Annotated in this window: 14 protein-coding genes; 10 read left to right on the plus strand and 4 right to left on the minus strand. The window is 65.5% G+C overall.

Going from position 1 to position 16,331, the window contains the following annotated elements; all coding sequences use genetic code 11:
* Positions 1-4 precede the first annotated feature (4 nt).
* On the plus strand, positions 5-1,828 hold the full coding sequence (locus tag RS027_RS01085) for a SurA N-terminal domain-containing protein (protein WP_311952639.1): 1,824 nt from the start codon (positions 5-7) through the stop codon (positions 1,826-1,828).
* Between the two features lie 110 nt (positions 1,829-1,938).
* Here RS027_RS01085 and RS027_RS01090 read toward each other — a convergent pair whose 3' ends face one another.
* Positions 1,939-2,712 carry a UDP-2,3-diacylglucosamine diphosphatase gene (locus RS027_RS01090; RefSeq protein WP_311952644.1) on the minus strand — a complete coding sequence of 258 codons (774 nt, stop codon included), beginning with the start codon at positions 2,710-2,712 and terminating at the stop codon, positions 1,939-1,941.
* A 12-nt stretch (positions 2,713-2,724) separates the two neighbouring features.
* On the minus strand, positions 2,725-3,237 hold the full coding sequence (locus tag RS027_RS01095; RefSeq protein WP_311952647.1) for a peptidylprolyl isomerase: 513 nt from the start codon (positions 3,235-3,237) through the stop codon (positions 2,725-2,727).
* 147 nt (positions 3,238-3,384) lie between these two features.
* Between RS027_RS01095 and RS027_RS01100 the strand changes: the two genes are divergently transcribed.
* The 6 genes from RS027_RS01100 (at position 3,385) to RS027_RS01125 (ending at position 10,441) form a co-directional block, all read left to right on the plus strand.
* Positions 3,385-5,064, plus strand: a complete 1,680-nt coding sequence (locus RS027_RS01100; protein ID WP_311952652.1) for a glutamine--tRNA ligase/YqeY domain fusion protein — start codon at positions 3,385-3,387, stop codon at positions 5,062-5,064.
* Positions 5,065-5,088: 24 nt separating this feature from the next.
* On the plus strand, positions 5,089-6,489 hold the full coding sequence (gene cysS, locus RS027_RS01105) for a cysteine--tRNA ligase (protein WP_311952656.1): 1,401 nt from the start codon (positions 5,089-5,091) through the stop codon (positions 6,487-6,489).
* Positions 6,490-6,666: 177 nt separating this feature from the next.
* Positions 6,667-7,554, plus strand: coding sequence for a glycine betaine ABC transporter substrate-binding protein OsmF (gene osmF / locus RS027_RS01110; protein ID WP_311953068.1), 888 nt, complete (start codon positions 6,667-6,669; stop codon positions 7,552-7,554).
* A gap of 46 nt (positions 7,555-7,600) precedes the next feature.
* Positions 7,601-8,749, plus strand: a complete 1,149-nt coding sequence (locus tag RS027_RS01115) for an ABC transporter permease (protein ID WP_512699023.1) — start codon at positions 7,601-7,603, stop codon at positions 8,747-8,749.
* Positions 8,746-9,711, plus strand: a complete 966-nt coding sequence (locus RS027_RS01120; RefSeq protein ID WP_311952660.1) for an ABC transporter ATP-binding protein — start codon at positions 8,746-8,748, stop codon at positions 9,709-9,711. The genes RS027_RS01115 and RS027_RS01120 overlap by 4 nt, the downstream gene beginning before the upstream one ends.
* Positions 9,695-10,441, plus strand: coding sequence for an ABC transporter permease (locus RS027_RS01125; RefSeq protein WP_311952663.1), 747 nt, complete (start codon positions 9,695-9,697; stop codon positions 10,439-10,441). The genes RS027_RS01120 and RS027_RS01125 overlap by 17 nt, the downstream gene beginning before the upstream one ends.
* Before the next feature lie 94 nt (positions 10,442-10,535).
* Here the strand turns inward: RS027_RS01125 and RS027_RS01130 are convergent, their stop codons facing one another.
* A complete protein-coding gene (locus tag RS027_RS01130) occupies positions 10,536-12,242 on the minus strand; it encodes a SulP family inorganic anion transporter (protein WP_311952666.1) in 1,707 nt (568 codons plus the stop codon).
* 118 nt (positions 12,243-12,360) lie between these two features.
* Between RS027_RS01130 and RS027_RS01135 the strand changes: the two genes are divergently transcribed.
* Positions 12,361-13,632, plus strand: a complete 1,272-nt coding sequence (locus RS027_RS01135; RefSeq protein ID WP_311952669.1) for an O-acetylhomoserine aminocarboxypropyltransferase/cysteine synthase family protein — start codon at positions 12,361-12,363, stop codon at positions 13,630-13,632.
* A 10-nt stretch (positions 13,633-13,642) separates the two neighbouring features.
* Here RS027_RS01135 and rarD read toward each other — a convergent pair whose 3' ends face one another.
* Positions 13,643-14,539, minus strand: coding sequence for an EamA family transporter RarD (rarD, locus tag RS027_RS01140; protein ID WP_311952673.1), 897 nt, complete (start codon positions 14,537-14,539; stop codon positions 13,643-13,645).
* Between the two features lie 138 nt (positions 14,540-14,677).
* Between rarD and RS027_RS01145 the strand changes: the two genes are divergently transcribed.
* The gene (locus tag RS027_RS01145) at positions 14,678-15,511 is read left to right on the plus strand and encodes an amidohydrolase (protein WP_311952676.1); all 834 of its coding nucleotides are present in this window, start codon (positions 14,678-14,680) and stop codon (positions 15,509-15,511) included.
* Positions 15,512-15,575: 64 nt separating this feature from the next.
* The gene (locus RS027_RS01150; RefSeq protein WP_311953079.1) at positions 15,576-16,280 is read left to right on the plus strand and encodes a pseudouridine synthase; all 705 of its coding nucleotides are present in this window, start codon (positions 15,576-15,578) and stop codon (positions 16,278-16,280) included.
* Positions 16,281-16,331 lie beyond the last annotated feature (51 nt).

Below are 16,331 nucleotides of genomic sequence, written 5' to 3' on the forward strand. Positions count from 1 at the left end.
AAGCATGCTGCAAAGTATTCGAGACGGGGCCAAAAGCTGGGCCGCGAAAATCATCATCGGCGTCATGGTCGCTGCCATGGCGCTGTTTGGCGTGGAGTCGCTGTTCAGCGTCTTCGGCAAGGACCCCGAACAGACGGCCAAGGTCAATGGCGAGACCATTACCCGCCAGCAGGTCGAGCTGGAAGTGCAGCGCACCATGCGTTCGGGGCAGGTACCCCCCGAGCAGGAAAAGGCGCTGCGCCGGGACATGCTCGACCAGCTGATCACGCAAAAACTGCTGACCCAGTATGCCGAAGACGGCGGGTTCCGGGTCTCCGACGACCAGCTGGATCAGCTCATCGTCAACCTGGACGAGTTCGAGGACCAGGAAGGCAACTTCTCATCCGAGCTGTTCCGCAATCGTCTGTCCAGCGCCGGCTATACGCCGCTGGCGTTTCGTAACGAGCTGCGCGCCGATATCATGCGCCGCCAGCTGCAGCAGGGGCTTGCCCTCAGCGACTTTACCCTTGACGCGGAGCGCGAACGCTTGGCCGGTCTGCAGCGCCAGTCGCGCAGCTTTCGCTACGCCCTGCTGACGCCGGACAGCGTAGACGTCGAGGTAAGCCCCGACGAAGAGGCCCTCCAGGCCTACTACGATTCCCACACCGAGCTTTTCCGCCGGCCGGAACAGGTCAAGCTCAACTACGTCGTGCTCGATCGCCAGACCATGGCCGATACCGCCGAGGTCAGCGAAGAGAAGCTGCGCCAGGTGTGGCGCGAGCAAAACGACGAGGCCGATCGGCGCATTTCCCACATCATGGTCGGCTTTGGCGACGAGCGCAGCCGCGAAGACGCCAAGGCCATTGCCGACGAGGCGCGCGCTGATCTTGAAGCCGGGGAAAGCTTTGCCGATACCGCCGCGCGCTACTCGGACGATACCGCCAGCGCCGAAAACGGCGGCGACCTGGGCGAGATCAGCCGCGGCTTTTTCGGCGACGCCTTTGACGAAGCGGCGTTCTCGCTCGAGGAAAACGACGTCTCCGAGCCGGTGGTCATGGACAATGCCCTGCACATCATCAAGGTGACCGATATTGACCGGCCGCCGTTTGACGAGCAGCGCGACAAGCTGCGCCAGATGCTCGCGGCTCGCCAGGTAGAGGGCGAGTTTAACGACCGCGCCCAGCAGCTGATCGACGAAAGCTTTGCCGCCGACGATCTGCAGGGCGTGGCCGACGACATCGGCCTCACCGTGCAGCACAGCGGCTGGGTCTCCCGGGAAGGCGGCGACGGCGTGCTGTCCGAACCCGGCGTCATGGACAAGGCGTTTGCCGAAGACGTGCTGGAAGACGGCTATAATAGCGATGTGATCGAGCTGGATGAAGACCGGCGCCTGGTGCTGCGCGTGACCGAACATCGCGACGCCACTACGCTACCGCTTGCCGACGTGCGCGACGAGGTTGAGCAGCGGGTCACGGCGCAGCAGCAGGAAGAAGCGCTGGCCGGTCGGGCAGAGACGCTGATTGAGCGTCTCAAAGCGGACAAAGACGTCGATCTTCGCTGGCAGCAGGCCAACGACGTTTCCCGCCAGGCCGAGACTTCTGTCCCCGGCGATATCGTCGGCGCCGCTTTCCGCCTGCCCAAGCCCGACGGCGGGCAGACCACCTACGGGCATGTCATCACGCCCGACGGCGTGGCGGTCATTGCCCTTGAGCGCGTCGCCGAAGGTGAGCCCAATGACGAGGTGGAAGCCTTTGTCTCCCGGATGGCCGAGCAGATGCGCTCCCAGGCGGCGGTTCAGGGGCTGGTCGACTATCTGCGCGAGGAAGGCTCGATCGAGTCGGACCTCTGAGCCAAGCCCCTGGGGGCCTGGCAACGTAAGCAGTAGAGAACGCGCGTAAAAAAACGCCGGCTTTCAAGCCGGCGTTTTGATGTCTGCTAAAGGCTCAATCTGCTAAAAGCTCAATCGGCGTCGGGCGGAGCGTCCAGCGAAAACCGGCGCAGCCGAGGGGAGGGCGTGTCGCCTTCGTCAACCACGATGTCCCAGCCGTACTCGTCGCTCCAGTCGCCGAGCACGTAGCGCCTGGCGGGCGCGCCTGCCACGGTGACGTCATGAACGTCGGGGCGGTGGGTGTGGCCGTGAATCATGGTGGCCACGCCGTAGGCGTCCATCAGCTCGACGACTTCGGACGGCGTGACGTCCATGATGTCCTCCGCCTTGGCGGCGTTGGCTTCGCCGGAGGTCTCGCGCAGCTGCCGCGCCAGCGCCGCGCGCTCGGCGATGGGCATGGCCAGCATCTGCGCCTGCCATTGAGGGTCCCGGGACTGCTGACGAAACGCCATGTAGGCGCTATCCCGGGTGCACAGGCTATCGCCGTGCAGCAGCACCGCGGCCATGCCGTGCAGCTCGACTTCCTGCACGTCGGGCAGCAGCGTCGCCCGGCAGGCGCCGGCGAAACGCTCGCCGATCAAAAAGTCGCGGTTGCCGTGGGTGAAGTACACCGCGGTGCCGCTGTCGGCCAGGTGGCGCAGCGCGTCGATCACTCGCCAGGCCGTTTCGGCCATCGGGTGGGGCTGGTCGAGCAGGTCATCCCCAAGCCAGGCGTCGAACAGATCGCCGAGGATATAAAGGGCCCGGGCGCCGGGCGCGGTGGTTTTCAGGTAGCGGATAAATCCCCGGGTCATGGCCGGGGTGTGCTCGCTCAAGTGCAGGTCGGCGACCAGTAGCGTGCGCATGGAAGCTCCGTATCAGTCGGCGTCCTTGGCCGCGTCCTTTACATAGGCGCGCTCGATGATCACGTCATCGGCGGGCACGTCGGCGTGCATGCCCCGGCGGGTTGTGGCGACACCCTTGATGTCGTTGACCACGTCCATGCCGTCCACCACCTCGGCAAACACGGCGTAGCCCCAGCCCTGGAGATTCTTGCCGGTATGGTTGAGAAAGTCGTTGTCGCCGACGTTAATGAAAAACTGCGCGGTAGCCGAGTGCGGGTCCTGGGTACGCGCCATGGCCAGCGCCCCCTTGACGTTCTTCAGCCCGTTGTCGGCTTCGTTGTTGATGGGCGCGCGGGTGGGCTTCTGGTTGAAGTCCTGATCAAAGCCGCCGCCCTGGACCATGAAGCCGTCGATGACCCGGTGAAACAGCGTGCCGTCGTAAAAGCCGTCGCGCACGTAGCGCTCGAAGTTGGCCGCGGTCTTGGGGGCCTTGTCGTGATTCAGCTTGACGGTGATATCACCGCGATTGGTCTGTAGTACGATCATGGATAAATTCCTGTTCAATAAGGGCGTTCGCCCTGCCCGGCAGGGCATTTGCCTTGGCCCTCGGCAGCGGCGTCACGTTATAATACGGGTTTTGCCCGGTACCGCGAAGGCCGGCACGCCATCGACTATGAGGTTTTCAACGCCACCATGACCACCGAGACCCCTAAAGCGCCCAACTTTATCCGCAATCAGGTACGCGAAGAGATTGCGGGCGGCCAGGTCGAAAGCATCGTGACGCGCTTCCCCCCGGAGCCGAACGGCTTTTTGCATATTGGTCACGCCAAGTCGATCTGCCTGAACTTCGGCCTCGCCGAGGAGACCGGCGGGCAGTGCCACATGCGCTTTGACGACACCAACCCGGCCAAGGAAGAGCAGGTTTACATCGATGCGATCAAGGCGGACGTCAACTGGCTGGGATTCGAGTGGGCAGGCCCGGTGCGCTTTGCCTCGGACTACTTCGACCAGCTTTACGCCTGGGCGCAGCACCTGGTGCGCGAAGGCAAGGCCTACGTCGATGACCTCTCGCCGGACGACATTCGCGAGTACCGCGGGACGCTTACGGAGCCTGGCACGCCGAGCCCGTACCGCGAGCGCGGCGTTGACGAAAACCTCGACCTGCTGGAGCGCATGCGCCAGGGCGAATTCGCCGAAGGCGGCAAGGTGCTGCGCGCCAAAATTGACATGGCCTCGCCCAATATCAACCTGCGCGACCCGATCCTTTACCGGATCCGCCACGCCACCCACCATCAGACCGGCGACAAGTGGCACATCTATCCGTCCTACGACTTCACCCACGGCCAGTCCGATGCCATCGAAGGCATTACCCACTCGCTGTGCACGCTGGAGTTCGAGGATCACCGGCCGCTTTACGAGTGGTTTCTGGACAACCTGCCGGTGCCCGCCAGGCCGCGCCAGATCGAATTCGCCCGGCTGAACCTCAACTACACCCTGACCTCCAAGCGCAAGCTCAAGCTGCTGGTGGACGAGGGCATCGTCGACGGCTGGGACGACCCGCGCATGCCGACGATCTCGGGCATGCGCCGCCGGGGCTATACGCCGGCCTCGATCCGCAAGTTCTGCGACATGGTCGGCGTTAGCCGCTCGGACAGCGGGCTGGTGGATATCGCCATGCTGACCCACGCCATTCGCTCGGACCTGGAAGACAACGCCCCCCGGGCCATGTGCGTGCTGCGGCCGCTGAAGGTGGTACTGACCAACGTGGCGGAGGACTTCGAGGAAACCTACGACGTCGCCGGCCACCCCGCCCGGGACGACATGGCGGTGCGCCGGGTGCCGCTCACCCGGGAGCTTTACATCGACCACCACGACTTTATGGAAGAGCCGCCGAAGAAGTTCTTCCGTCTGGCGCCGGGCAAGGAAGTACGCCTGCGCAACAGCTACGTCATCCGCTGCGATGAGGTGATCAAGGACGCCAGCGGCGAGGTGGTCGAGCTGCGCTGCTCGGTCGACTTCGACACCCTGGGCAAGAACCCCGAAGGGCGCAAGGTCAAGGGCGTGCTTCACTGGGTCAGCGCGGTGCACGGCGTGCCCCTGGAAGTGCGGCTATATGACAACCTGTTCACCGAAGAGCAGCCCGACCGCGACAAGGACGCCGACTTTTTCGATCACCTGAATCCCGAGTCGCTGATTACCTACCGGGCCATCGGCGAGCCGAGCCTTGCCGGCACGGCGCCCGAAACGCGCTTCCAGTTCGAGCGCGTGGGCTACTTCTGTACCGACCGTCACGCCTCAACGCCTGAGCACCTGGTGTTCAACCGCACCGTGGGGCTCAAGGACACCTGGGCGAAGATCCGAAAAAAAGGCTAAACGGCAAGGACCGAGGAGACCGCTGTGCAAATTTACAACACCCTGACCCGGCGCAAGGAGCCGCTGACGCCGCGCGAGCCGGGAAAAATCGGCATGTACGTCTGCGGCATGACGGTATACGACTACTGCCACCTGGGCCACGCCCGGGTCATGGTGGCGTTCGACCTGATCAGCCGCTATCTGCGCGCCCGGGGCTACGACGTCACCTACGTGCGCAACATCACCGATATCGACGACAAGATCCTCAAGCGCGCCGCCGACAATAACGAAAGCATCGAGGCGCTGACCGAGCGCATGATCGGTGCCATGCACGAAGACGAAACGCGGCTCGGCGTACTGCCTCCGGACGCCGAGCCCCGGGCCACCGGCCACGTCGACGAGATCATCGCCATGATCGAGGTGCTGATCGATAAAGGCTACGCCTACCCGGCCGCCAACGGCGACGTCTACTACCGCGTGCGCGAGTTCGCCGACTACGGCAAGCTCAACAATCGACGGCTCGACGACATGCGCTCCGGGGCCCGGGTCGAGGTGGACGATAACAAGGAAGACCCGCTGGACTTTGTGCTGTGGAAAGCGGCCAAGCCCGAAGAGGCGCACTGGCCGTCGCCCTGGGGCAAGGGCCGGCCGGGCTGGCACATCGAGTGCTCGGCCATGTCCACCTGCAGCCTTGGCAACACTTTCGACATCCACGGCGGCGGGCCGGATCTGACCTTTCCCCATCACGAAAACGAGATCGCCCAGTCCGAGGCGGCTACCGGCCAGACCTACGTCAATACCTGGATGCACGCCGGCGCCGTGCGGGTCGACGAGGAAAAAATGTCCAAGTCGCTGGGCAACTTCTTTACCATCCGCGACGTGCTGGCCGAGCACGACCCCGAAGTGGTGCGCTACCTGCTGGTGGCGAGCCACTACCGCAGCGCGATCAGCTACTCGGCGGATTCCCTGGTTGAGGCGCGCAGGTCGCTGACGCGGCTGTACACGGCGCTGGAAGGCGTCGAGGCCGAGCCGATGGCTACCGACGTGGCCGACCCGCAGAGCCCTTGCGCCCGGCGCTTTGTCCAGGCCATGGATGACGACTTCAACACCCCGGAAGCGCTGGCGGTGCTGTTCGAGCTTGCCCGGGAGCTGAACCGCGCCAAGGCCGAAAGCGCCGCTAGTGCCCCTCGGCTGGCCGGCGAGCTGCGCGCACTCGGCGGCGTGCTGGGGATTTTGTCCCAGCCGCCGGGGGCTTTCCTCCACGGCGAAAACGCGGCGCTGGATGAAGCCCATATCGAGGAGCAGATCGCCCGGCGGGCCGCGGCCAAGGCCGAGAGAGACTTTGCTCTGGCCGACGCCATCCGCGACGAGCTCGCCGCCGAAGGCGTGATACTCAAGGACTCCCGGGAAGGCACGCGCTGGGTCTTTCAGGCGGGTGACGCCTGAGCGTCATTTGAATGACTTTTGGCTATTACCGGCCGGCCTGTGCGGCTATAGTGCGGTTATGGTTGGTGCCGGCAGGGCTCGGCACGAACCCAGACTCCTCACGCCACGATAAAAAGGACGATGACAATGCGCTGGTCTCTTTCCTGGATGTACGCCGGCCTCGGGGCGGCGGTTTTGATGGCGCCGGCGATCGGCACTCAGGCGGTTGCCGCCTCGACGTCGGAAGACAGGGCCGTGGTGATTGGCTCCAAGATCGATACCGAAGGGGCCGTGCTCGGCGAGCTGGTGCTGCAGACGCTTGAGCGCAATGACGTGCCCGTGGAAAACCGGCTGCAGCTCGGCGTGACCAGCGTGGTGCGCCAGGCGCTCAAGACCGGCGAAATCGATCTCTACCCCGAATACACCGGCAACGGCGCGTTTTTCTTCGACATGACCGAAAGCCCCGTGTGGAACGACGCCGAGAAAGCCTGGCAGACCGTCCGCGATAAAGACGCCGACAACGGGCTGGTGTGGCTGTCGCCGGCAAGCGCCAACAACACCTGGTCAATGAGCGTGCGCGAGGATCTGGCCCAAGAGCACGACCTGGCCACCCTCGACGACCTGGCCGGCTACCTGGCCGACGGCGGCGAGTTCAAGTTCGCCGCCAGCGCTGAGTTCATCGAGTCGGAGCAGGCCTTGCCGGCGTTTCAGGAGGCCTACGGCTTCACTCTGGACGAAGATCAGCTGCTGGTCCTGTCCGGCGGCAACACCGCGGCGACCATGCGCGCCGCCGCTCGCCAGACCAGCGGCGTCAACGGCGCCATGACCTATGGCACCGACGGCGGTCTCGCTGCCCTTGGGCTTACGGTGCTGGAGGACACCCGCAACGTGCAGCCGATTTATCAGCCGGCGCCGGTGGCGCGGGAGTGGGTGCTCGAGGCCTACCCTGAGGTAGAAGCGGCGCTGGAAAGCGTGTTCGATACCCTCGATGAAACCACCCTGCAGGGGCTTAACGCCGACGTTGCGGTGAACGGCCGGGCCGCCGACAAGGTGGCCGGCGACTATCTCGACGGCCTGGATCGCTGATCCTGTGCTATTGAGGAAAGCCCGGTCGGGGCATCAGGGGCGTTTTTTGCCCAACCGGGTGCTGTTCAGCCTGGCCGTGGCCATGCTGGTCGCACTTTGGGGGCTGGACGCGGCAAGCGTGGCGCCGAACCGCATCGTGGAAAGTACCGGCTATCCGCTGTGGCAGGCGCTGGGCTGGCCCGCCGCCGGGCTCGCTACCTTGCTGTGGGGGGCGATGGCGGCGCTCGCCGCGTATCCGGCGCGCTACCGCTATCCGGCGCTGCTCGCGCTTGGCACGCTGCTGCTGGTGCTGCTGCCGTTTGGCCTGATGCTGGCCGCCCAGCGCCTGATCAGCGCAGATATGCCCCAGGCCAGGCTGAGCCTGGGCCCCGCGAGCTGGGTGATGCTGTTTGTGCTCTCCCTTTGCCTGGTGGAGTTGCGCCTGACCATGGGCCTGACGCGAAGCCGAATGGCGCTACTGCTGGCCGGCGTCGCCGGCGTCTGGTGGCTGTGCGCGGCGCTCTGGCTCGAGCCGCTGGCGCTGGTGCAGGAGTTCCAGGCGCGCAGCGCGCTGTTTTACCGTGCCCTTGGGGAGCACCTGGCCCTGGTGGGCATCGCCGTTAGCGCAAGCGTTGTGCTCGGCGTGGCCACGGCGCTTTTGATTCGCCGCTTCAACGCCAGCCAGTCGGCGGCTTTTGCGGTGCTCAACTTTCTGCAAACCGTGCCCAGCCTGGCGCTTTTTGGCCTGCTGCTGGCGCCGCTTGCCTGGCTGGGGGCCAACGTCGAGTGGCTGGCTGCGCTGGGCGTTAGCGGCATCGGCTGGACGCCGGCACTGTTGGCCTTGACGGTCTACAGCCTGCTGCCGGTGGTGCGCAATACCTGCGTGGCGCTGGAGGCGGTCAATCCGGCGGTGCTGGACGCCGCCAGCGGCATGGGCATGCGCCCGATCCAGCGTTTCTGGCAGGTGCGCCTGCCGCTGGCGCTTCCCGTGCTGCTCGAAGGCGTGCGGATTACCACGGTGCAGGCCATTGGGCTTACCGCCGTGGCCGCGCTGATCGGCGCCGGCGGGCTGGGCGACTTCATCTTTCAGGGGCTGGGGCAGGCCGCCATGGACATGGTGCTGCTGGGCGCGCTGCCGATCATTGCCATGGCGCTGGTGGCCGATATGCTGCTGGGCGCTCTGGCCGACCACTTTCGCCGGGGAGACGCGCCGTGATCGAGCTACGCAACGTCAGCAAACGCTTCGGCGAAACGCCGGCGGTGGACGACATCAGCCTTAGCGTCCCCCGGGGCAAATTTTGCGCGCTGGTGGGCACCTCGGGGTGCGGCAAGTCCACTACGCTGCGCATGATCAACCGGCTGACCGCGCACAGCAGCGGCGAGATTGTGCTCGACGGTCAGGCGATCGGCGCCTACGATCCGGTGCAGCTGCGCCGCCGCATCGGCTACGTGATCCAGGATACCGGGCTATTTCCCCACTGGAGCGTGGCGCGCAACATCGGCACCGTGCCGCGGCTGCTGCAGTGGTCGAGCGATCGAGTGCGCGAACGCGTGGAAGAGCTGATGCCCATGCTCAACCTGCCGGTCGCCGAGTTTGCGCACAAGTACCCACACCAGCTGTCCGGAGGCCAGGCCCAGCGCGTAGGCGTTGCCCGGGCGCTGGCGGCGGACCCCGATATCCTGCTGATGGACGAGCCGTTCGGCGCGCTGGACCCGATTACCCGGGAGCAGCTGCAGACCATGCTGGCAAAGCTCCAGGCGCGCCTGCATAAAACCGTGGTGCTGGTCACCCACGACATGGACGAAGCCCTGCGCCTGGCGGATCACCTGGTGGTCATGCGCGACGGTCGGATCGTTCAGCAGGGCAGCCCGCTGACGGTGCTGCAGCAGCCCGCGAACGCCTTCGTCGAGTCGCTGCTGGGCGGCCTTGAGCGGGGGCTCAAGCAGGCGTCGCTGGCCCGGGTACGCGATCACCTGGCCCCCCTGGGGCCTGCCTCCGCCGATGCCCCGCGCCTGCCCGCTAGCTATACCCTGCGCCAGGCGCTGTCGGTGATGCTGCGCGATCGCTGCGAGCGCGTGATTGCCGTAGACGAGCACGACGCGCCGGTGGGCGAGCTGACCCTTGGCCGACTGGTCGCCAACGCGCGAACGGAGCAGGCCGATGCCGCTGAGACTTGAAGCCCCCCCGAGTCGCTGGCTGATGCCCGCGGCGTGGCTTGGGCTACTGCTGCTCGCCGGCTGGGCCATGCCGCTGGCCGAGCCGCTGTGGCAGTGGCTGGCGCCGGACGCTCGTCAGCTGGTTTACCAGCGCGCGGCGTTTTTGACTCTGCTGGGCCGCCATGCGCTGACCGTCGGCTTGGCCGCGGCGATTACGGTGAGCCTGGGCCTTGCCGCGGGCATTGCCGTAACCCGCGCCGCCGGGCGAGACTTTTTGCCGCTGGTGGCTCAGCTGGCGTCGTTAGGGCAGACGTTTCCGCCGGTGGCGGTACTCGCGCTGGCGGTGCCGGCGCTGGGCTTTGGCCTGTTTCCCATCGTGGTGGCGCTGTCGCTTTACGGGCTGCTGCCCGTGGTCCGTAATACCATCGCCGGGCTCAAGGGCGTCGATGCCGCCGCGATAACGGCGGCCAGGGGCGTAGGCATGACCGCCGGCCAGCGGCTCTGGCAGGTCGAGCTGCCGCTGGCCGCGCCGGTGATTCTTGCCGGAGTGCGCACCTCGATCACCATCAATATTGCCACGGCGGCGCTGGGGGCCACCGTGGGCGCGAGCAACCTGGGCGATCCGATTATCGCCGGCATCGTCAACGGCAATACCGCCTACGTGGTGCAGGGAACGGTGATGATTGCGCTGCTGGCCCTGAGCGTAGATAGCCTGTTCAGCGTATGGCAGCAGCGGATGCGGCGCACCTGAGGGCAGTGTGTCGAGCGGGTGCTTCTCAGGGATGAAATTTATACCGTTATCTTCTGCAGCGCTCCCACTAAAACTGTGCCTTTCCGACATCAGTTTATCGATCGCGCAGCGCCTGCCAGGCGGCGTAGGTACTCAGGAAGACCCGGCCGGTGAGCTGTTCGGGGAAGCTGCTGTGGTTCAGCCGGTCCATCACCGGGCCCTTAACCTCGGCCAGGTGCAGCGTGACGCCGGAATCCTTGAGGCGGGCGTTGATCGCCTCGAGGCTTTCCAGCGCCGAGGCGTCGATCAGATTCACTGCCGAGCACACAATCACCACGTTTTCCAGCGCCGGCCGGCTGGCGACCAGGTTGTACAGGGTGTCTTCGAGATAGCGCGCGTTGGCAAAGTAGAGGCTTTCATCGATGCGCAGCAGGGCGACCCCGGGCGTGGTTTCCACCTCGTGGCGGGCCATGTTGCGAAAATGCTCGCTGTTCGGCACGCGCCCGATCAGCGCGCTGTGCGGACGGCTGGTGCGGTAGAGAAACAGCGCCACGGAGACGGCGATGCCGCCGATGATGCCGGCCTCGATGCCTTCGGCCAGGGTCAGGCCGATGGTGATGGCCTGAGCGGCAAAATCGCTGCGCGAATAGCGCCAGGTGGCGCGCAGCGTGGCGATATCCACCAGGGTCAGAATCGACACCGTGATGAACGCTGAAAGCGTAGCGATGGGCAGGTAGTAGAGCCAGTCGGTCAGCGTATAGGTGACCACGCCAATGCCCAGCGCGGCAAAGGCCCCCGCCGCGGGGGTCTGCGCGCCGGCGTGGAAGTTGGCCACGGTACGCGACAGGCCGCCGGTGACGGGCATGGCGCCGGAAACGCCGGCAGCGAGGTTGGCAACCCCCAGCCCGATGAGCTCCTGGTTAGGCGAGATCCGCTGGCGGCGCTTGGCGGCCAGCATCTGGCCCATGGAGACCGACTCCACAAATCCTACCAGGCTGATCAGCAGCGCCGGTACCAGCAGCGTTTGCCACAGCGCCGCGTCGGGCCAGGGCAGGGCAAGCGGCGGCAGTCCGCCGGGCACCGCGCCGACAACCGCTACCCCGGCGTCCTGCAGCTGCCACTGTCGGGTTGCCAGGGTTGTGGCCACCACGGCAAGGATCGGCCCGGCTCGGGCCAGCAGGTTGGCCGTGCCGGCGGCCAGTCCCAGCCGCCTGAGCAGCGTGCTGCCGTAGCGGCGCACCCCGACCAGAAAGCCCAGCACGAGAACGCTCATCAGCAGGGTGGGCAGGCTAGCCCCGGGCAGGTTGCGCCACAGCGACGCCAGCCGTTCCCAGAGGGTAAAGCCGTCGCTTTCCACGCCCAGCAGGCCGCCGAGCTGGCTGGTGGCAATAAGGATGCCCGAGGCGGTAAGGAAGCCGGAAATCACCGGGTGGCTCAAGAAGTTGCTGAAAAAGCCCATGCGCAGCGCGCCCATGACCACCAGAATGGCGCCGGAAAGCAGCGCCAGTACGAGCGCGGCTTCCAGGTATTCGGCGCTGCCGGGCACGGCGATCTGACTCAGCGCCGCCCCGGTCATCAGCGCGATAATCGCCACGGGTCCTACCGCCAGTGTGCGGCTGGTGCCAAAGACTGCGTAAACCAGCTGGGGGAGAATGCTGGCGTATAGCCCGACGACGGCCGGCAGGCCGGCCAGCAGCGCATAGGCCAGCGACTGCGGTATCACCATGACGGTGACGATGGCCCCGGCCAGCAGGTCGGCGCCACAAAGTCGTGCCTGATAGTGCGGCAGCCAGGCCAGCGCGGGCAGGTAGCGTTTCAGCATGGAATCAGCGCAGCATCGAATAACATGGCGATAAGCCTAAACGATATTGGCCTGAAGGTTGAGGGTTGATTAGCATTGGGCTTTTATCAGGCCCGTTTTTGTCTCCCAAGGAGCTCACATGAAGCGCGATACTATTGCCCTGCACCACGGCTATTCGGCGGATAGCCAGAACGCCGTTGCCGTTCCCATTCATCAAACCACGTCCTACAGCTTCGACAGCGCTCAGCACGCCGCGGACCTGTTTGACCTGAAAGAAGAAGGCAACATCTATTCGCGCATCATGAACCCCACCTGCGGCGTGCTCGAGCAGCGCGTGGCGGCGCTGGAAGGCGGCATCGCGGGCCTGGCCCTGGCTTCGGGGATGAGCGCTATTACCTGCGCGATCCAGACCCTTGCCGAGGCCGGCGATAACATCGTCTCCATCAGCGAGCTCTACGGCGGCACCTATAACCTCTTTGCCCACACGCTGCCGCGTCAGGGCATCAGCGTCAGCTTTGCCGACAAGGACGACCTGGACGCCATCGAATCATGCATCGACGGCCGTACCAAGGCGATATTCTGCGAAAGCGTGGGCAATCCCTCCGGCGGCGTTGTCGATATCGCCGGCCTCGCCGAAGTGGCGCATCGCCACGGCGTACCGGTGATCGTCGACAACACCACGGCCACGCCGTTTCTCTGGCGGCCCATCGAGCACGGGGCGGATATCGTCATCCACTCGGCGACCAAGTATATCGGCGGCCACGGCACTACCCTTGGCGGCGTGATCGTGGACAGCGGCAAGTTTCCCTGGGCGGAGAATGCCAACCGCTTCCCGCTGCTTACCGAGCCCGACGCCTCCTACCACGGCATCAGCTATACCCGGGACGTTGGCGAGGCGGCGTTCATCACCCGGGCCCGGGTGGTGCCGCTGCGCAACATGGGCGCGGCGCTTTCCGCCCAGGCGGCGTGGAATCTGCTCCAGGGGCTGGAAACGCTGTCGCTGCGCATCGAGCGCATCTGTGACAACACCCTGGCCGTGGCGCGCCACCTGGAAGCCCACCCCCGGGTCAGCTGGGTGCAGTACGCGGGCCTTGAGAGCCACCTGGACCACGCCCTGGCCAAGCGCTACATGAACGGCCAGGCGTCGGGCATTTTAAGCTTCGGCATCGAGGGCGGGCAGGCCGCCGCCGAGCGCTTTTACGATGCCCTGGGGCTGATCCTGCGGCTGGTTAACATCGGCGATGCCAAGAGCTGCTCGTCGATTCCCGCCGCCACCACCCACCGCCAGCTCGACGAGCAGGAGCTGAAAAGCGCCGGTGTGACGCCGGAGATGGTGCGTCTTTCCATCGGCATCGAGCACCGGGACGATATCCTCGCCGATCTCGACCAGGCGCTTGCCGCCAGCCGCTAAGCAGGCGGCGTTACTCGCTGTGCGACTGCTGCCAGGCGGACCAGGAGTAGAGCGCAAGCCCCGTCCAGATCAGCGCGAAGGTGCCCAGCTGGACGGGGCTCAGCGGCTCCTGGAACACCAGCAGGGCGATAAAAAACTGGATGCTGGGGTTGAGATACATTAAAAACCCAAGCGTTGCCAGGCGCAGCCGCCGCGCCGCGCCGGCAAAGGCCAGCAGCGGCAGGGCAGTGACCACCCCGGCGGCCATGAGCAGCGTCATGGAGCGCGTCGACTGGGTAAAGTGCGAAAGCCCCTGGGTTTCCAGCCAGGCAAAGACCAGCAGCGCCACCGGCAGCAGAAGCAGCGTTTCTACAAACAGCCCGGAAAGGCCATCAAGGGGAACCTGCTTGCGAAAGAGCCCGTAGGTGCCGAAGGAAAACGCCAGCATCAGGCTGAGCCAGGGGAGCTCGTTGAGCAGCAAAAACTGCATGCCGATGCCCAGGGTAGCAAGGCCCAGGGCCACCAGCTGGGCCTTGACCATGGTTTCGCGCAGCACGATAACGCCTAGGCCGACGTTGACCAGCGGCGTCAGAAAATAGCCCAGGCTCGCCTGGAGCACGTGCCGGGTTTCCACCGCGTAAATGTAAATGCCCCAGTTCAGGCCGATAAGAATAGCGCAGGCCAGCACCCGTCCCAGGCGCTCGGGGTGGCGCAGCGCTGCCTTGACCGGCGACCAGCGCCGCAGCAGAGTGATCAGCCCGGCGAGAAACAGACACGACCAGATGATCCGGTGCAGCACGATCTCAAACGCCGGCACGCCGTCGAACAGGGCAAAAAACAGCGGGAAACAGCCCCACATAAGATAGGCAACGAGCCCGAAGCCGACGCCCTTGGCGGCCTCGGGGTCACGAACGGAATGGCTGGACATGGCGGCCTCGCTAGGGAGATGGTGGCTGCAGGATAGCGGATGCGACTTCGTGCCTGACAAACCCGGCGGACAGCGCCGGAAAAGCACGGCAGAACCGCGCTAACCTACCACATTCACCCGAGAGTCAGGGAGAACACAATGAGCAAGCTAACCGTGAGCCTGGTGCAGTGCGACCTGCGCTGGGAGAACCCGGACGCCAACCACCGGCAGCTGGAGGATCAGCTGGGCGAGCTTGGCAGTCACGAAACCGACGTGATCGTGCTGCCGGAAATGTTCGCCACCGGCTTTACCATGAACTCTCGGGAGATGGCCGAGCCCATGGCGCAGAGCGAAAGCGTGGCCTGGCTTTGCCGCCAGGCCGAGGCGCGCGGCTGCGTCATCACCGGCAGCGTGGCCGTCGAAGACGGCGGGAAGCACTATAATCGCCTGGTCTGGGCGCAGCCCGACGGCGAGCTGATCCTTTACGACAAGCGCCATCTGTTCCGCATGGCCGGAGAGCACGAACGCTACGCCGCCGGCAGCGAGCGCCCGGTAATCGAGTACAAGGGCGTGCGCCTGCTGCTGACCGTTTGCTACGATCTGCGCTTTCCCGTCTGGCTTCGCCAGCAGCCCGAAGGCGAGGCGCCGTTCGAGTACGATGCGCTTCTGTGCGTGGCCAACTGGCCCACGCCGCGCCGCCATGCCTGGCGCACCCTGCTCCAGGCCCGAGCGATCGAGAACCTGTGCTACGTCATCGGCGTCAACCGCGTCGGCGAAGGCGGCAACGGCCTGTCCTACAGCGGGGATTCGATGCTGGTGGACTTCAAGGGCGAGGCGGTGATCGATCCGCCGGCAGAGACGGCCTGCATTGAAACCGGCACCCTGGATACCGAAGCGCTGGCGGCCTTCCGCGAGAAGTTTCCCGCCTGGCAGGACGCCGACCGCTTTCAGCTGCTGCCCGGTACCGCTGCCGACGACGTCACTTCCCCATGAGCTATAAATAGCCAAGCATGAAACACAGCCAAGCGAGTGCCCCTTTATGAGCCAACCCGCCACCATGCGTCTTGACCGCTTCTTAAGCGAAACCACGCCGCTGACCCGCAGCCTGGCCAAACGTGCGCTCAAGGCCGGGGAGGTTGCGCTTAACGGCGAGCCGGTTAAGCAGGGCGCCCGGCAAATCGACCCTGAAAAAGACGCCGTTACCTGGCAGGACGAGCCGCTGGCGCTTCTGGGCAAGCGCTACCTTATGCTGCACAAGCCGCTGGAGGTGGAGTGCACGGCCCGCCGCGGGCTTTACCCGCGCGCCATCGACCTTTTGGACGTACCCGAAGTCGAGCGGCTGCAGCCGGTGGGCCGGCTCGACGTGGATACCACCGGGCTTTTGCTGATGACCGACGACGGCCAGTGGCTGCACCGCATTACCGCGCCCAAGCGCCGCTGCGGCAAGGTCTACCGTGCCACCCTGGCCGAGCCGCTGGAAGGCGAGGCGGCCGCGAACGCCATTGCCCGGGTGGCCGAAGGCCTGTGGCTTGACGGCGACGAGACGCCCACTCGGCCGGCGACCCTGCGGATGCTGGGCCCCAGGGAGGCCGAGCTTGCCATCAGCGAAGGCCGCTACCACCAGGTCAAGCGCATGTTCGCTGCCCTGGGCAACCGCGTGGTGGATTTGCACCGACGGGCCATCGGCCCGCTTGAGCTGGATGCGGATCTCGCCCCCGGCGAGTGGCGGGCGCTGACCGAGGACGAAATCGCCCTGTTTTAGGCCGGCGTTCTCTCTTCTGGAGGGCATGCCCTTGAAGGCCGTGTGCTACGC

Source organism: Halomonas garicola, from assembly GCF_031935715.1.
Lineage (GTDB): Bacteria > Pseudomonadota > Gammaproteobacteria > Pseudomonadales > Halomonadaceae > Vreelandella > Vreelandella garicola.

Bases quoted from the DNA above. Each gene is read 5' to 3' on its own strand.
- RS027_RS01135 (WP_311952669.1), top strand. From the start codon at position 12,361: ATGAAGCGCGATACTATTGCCCTGCACCACGGCTATTCGGCGGATAGC.
- RS027_RS01130 (WP_311952666.1), bottom strand. From the start codon at position 12,242: ATGCTGAAACGCTACCTGCCCGCGCTGGCCTGGCTGCCGCACTATCAG.
- RS027_RS01085 (WP_311952639.1), top strand. From the start codon at position 5: ATGCTGCAAAGTATTCGAGACGGGGCCAAAAGCTGGGCCGCGAAAATC.
- RS027_RS01145 (WP_311952676.1), top strand. From the start codon at position 14,678: ATGAGCAAGCTAACCGTGAGCCTGGTGCAGTGCGACCTGCGCTGGGAG.
- RS027_RS01150 (WP_311953079.1), top strand. From the start codon at position 15,576: ATGCGTCTTGACCGCTTCTTAAGCGAAACCACGCCGCTGACCCGCAGC.
- RS027_RS01095 (WP_311952647.1), bottom strand. From the start codon at position 3,237: ATGATCGTACTACAGACCAATCGCGGTGATATCACCGTCAAGCTGAAT.
- RS027_RS01125 (WP_311952663.1), top strand. From the start codon at position 9,695: ATGCCGCTGAGACTTGAAGCCCCCCCGAGTCGCTGGCTGATGCCCGCG.
- RS027_RS01090 (WP_311952644.1), bottom strand. From the start codon at position 2,712: ATGCGCACGCTACTGGTCGCCGACCTGCACTTGAGCGAGCACACCCCG.
- osmF (WP_311953068.1), top strand. From the start codon at position 6,667: ATGGCGCCGGCGATCGGCACTCAGGCGGTTGCCGCCTCGACGTCGGAA.
- rarD (WP_311952673.1), bottom strand. From the start codon at position 14,539: ATGTCCAGCCATTCCGTTCGTGACCCCGAGGCCGCCAAGGGCGTCGGC.
- RS027_RS01100 (WP_311952652.1), top strand. From the start codon at position 3,385: ATGACCACCGAGACCCCTAAAGCGCCCAACTTTATCCGCAATCAGGTA.